The organism is Streptomyces sp. SM1 (genome assembly GCF_002910825.1).
GTDB lineage: Bacteria > Actinomycetota > Actinomycetes > Streptomycetales > Streptomycetaceae > Streptomyces > Streptomyces okerensis.
Genome location: NZ_NEUB01000393.1, coordinates 1 through 1,385 on the forward strand (window position 1 = coordinate 1; position 1,385 = coordinate 1,385).

Annotated in this window: 2 protein-coding genes; one reads left to right on the forward strand and one right to left on the reverse strand. The window is 72.8% G+C overall.

What is annotated here, in order from left to right:
• Positions 1-16: 16 nt before the first annotated feature.
• Positions 17-607: a YdeI family protein gene (locus tag B9S61_RS10075; protein WP_103541959.1), complete on the reverse strand. Its 591-nt coding sequence runs from the start codon at positions 605-607 to the stop codon at positions 17-19.
• A gap of 330 nt (positions 608-937) precedes the next feature.
• Here B9S61_RS10075 and B9S61_RS10080 point away from each other — a divergent pair, with 330 nt between their 5' ends.
• On the forward strand, positions 938-1,333 hold the full coding sequence (locus B9S61_RS10080) for a cell division protein SepF (RefSeq protein WP_103541960.1): 396 nt from the start codon (positions 938-940) through the stop codon (positions 1,331-1,333).
• Positions 1,334-1,385: the final 52 nt, after the last annotated feature.

The following is a 1,385-nucleotide window of genomic DNA, read 5'->3' on the forward strand; positions in this document are numbered from 1 at the left end:
GCTCAGGGGCGGATCGTCACGGGTGGATCTTCTTTCCCTCGGCGAGCATGGCGACGAACTTCTCGATGCGGGACGCACGGGTCGCCGGCCGCTTCGCCTCCTCGATCCGGTGGAGGACCGCGTAGCGGTTGCGGCTGTCGAGGGTGTCGAAGAAGTCGCGGGCGCCGGGTGCCGCGTCCAGCGCGGCCCGCAGAGCGTCGGGGACGGCCGACGTGCTCTGGCTCGCGTATGCCGCCTCCCAGCGGCCGTCCGCGCGCGCCTTCTCCACCTCCCGCAGACCGGGCGACCGCATCCGCCCCTGCCCGATGAGGGCGAGGGCCTTCTCCCGGTTGACCGCGGGCCATCTGCCGCGTGGCCGCCGGGGAGTGAAACGCTGGAGCCGGCACGTCTCGTCCAGCCCCTTCTTGTGCCCGTCGATCCAGCCGTAGCACCGCGCGGATTCCAGTGCGGTGGAGCAATCGATCCCGACGATCCCGGAGCCCTTGCGCGGAATCCTCACCCAGACCCCGCCGACGTCCTCGTGATGCTCCTCCAGCCACGTCTCCCAGTCCGCCCGCGTCCCGAAGGCACGCACCGGCCCCACCACACCGCCCGCCTCGCCAGTCATACGCCCATGCAACCCGTCCGAGTGACCCGGGTCAACGCGGAAGCCCCGCCCGGGAGTCGGGCGGCCCGCCCGTCCGCGGAGGCCGCGCCGGCTGTGCCCGCCGACACCGCTCCGACCCACGAGCCGCCCGGTGCGGCAGCGCTCCCGGCCGTCTGCCGGCCGGGGTCCACCGGCCGGGACCGATCGCGTTCCCCGACGGGCGCACGGGGCAGGCGCCGGGGGAGAACGTGCCCTGCCGTGCGATGGCGGAGCGTGTCGTTATTGGGCCGAACGGGTGACCATGAGTAAGAATTGGCCGATGCAGACAGCCAGCGCGACAGGGGACGGAGCATGCCGGTGAGCAGCCACGATGTCACCGACGAACAGTGGGAGGGGCTCGCCCAGGTCGTTCCGCTGCGGGGCCGCGACGCGTGGCCGTCCGCGGTGGGCCATCGCGCCCTGCCCGAGGCCGAGACGGAGGCACGGCGCCGCTTCGTCGTCCTGCGCGTCAACGTGTTCGCGGACGCCCGCGACGTCGCCGAGACCCTGATGTCCGGGATACCGGTGCTGCTCGATCTGACCAGCGCGGAACCCGACGTGGCCAAACGCGTCCTGGACTTCAGTACGGGCGTCGTCTTCGGCCTGGCCAGCGGGATGCACCGGGTGGACCGCAACGTCTTCCTGCTGACCCCGTCCGGCACGGAGGTCACGGGGCTGATGGAGGGGATGGGCGTTCCGGGAATCTGAACGACGGTCGCCCGCCGGTGCGCGGGGGCGGGCTGCCGGGTGCGGGAGTGCC

Excerpts from the sequence above, each read along its gene's own strand:
- B9S61_RS10080 (WP_103541960.1), top strand. The coding sequence starts at position 938 with ATGCCGGTGAGCAGCCACGATGTCACCGACGAACAGTGGGAGGGGCTC.
- B9S61_RS10075 (WP_103541959.1), bottom strand. The coding sequence starts at position 607 with ATGACTGGCGAGGCGGGCGGTGTGGTGGGGCCGGTGCGTGCCTTCGGG.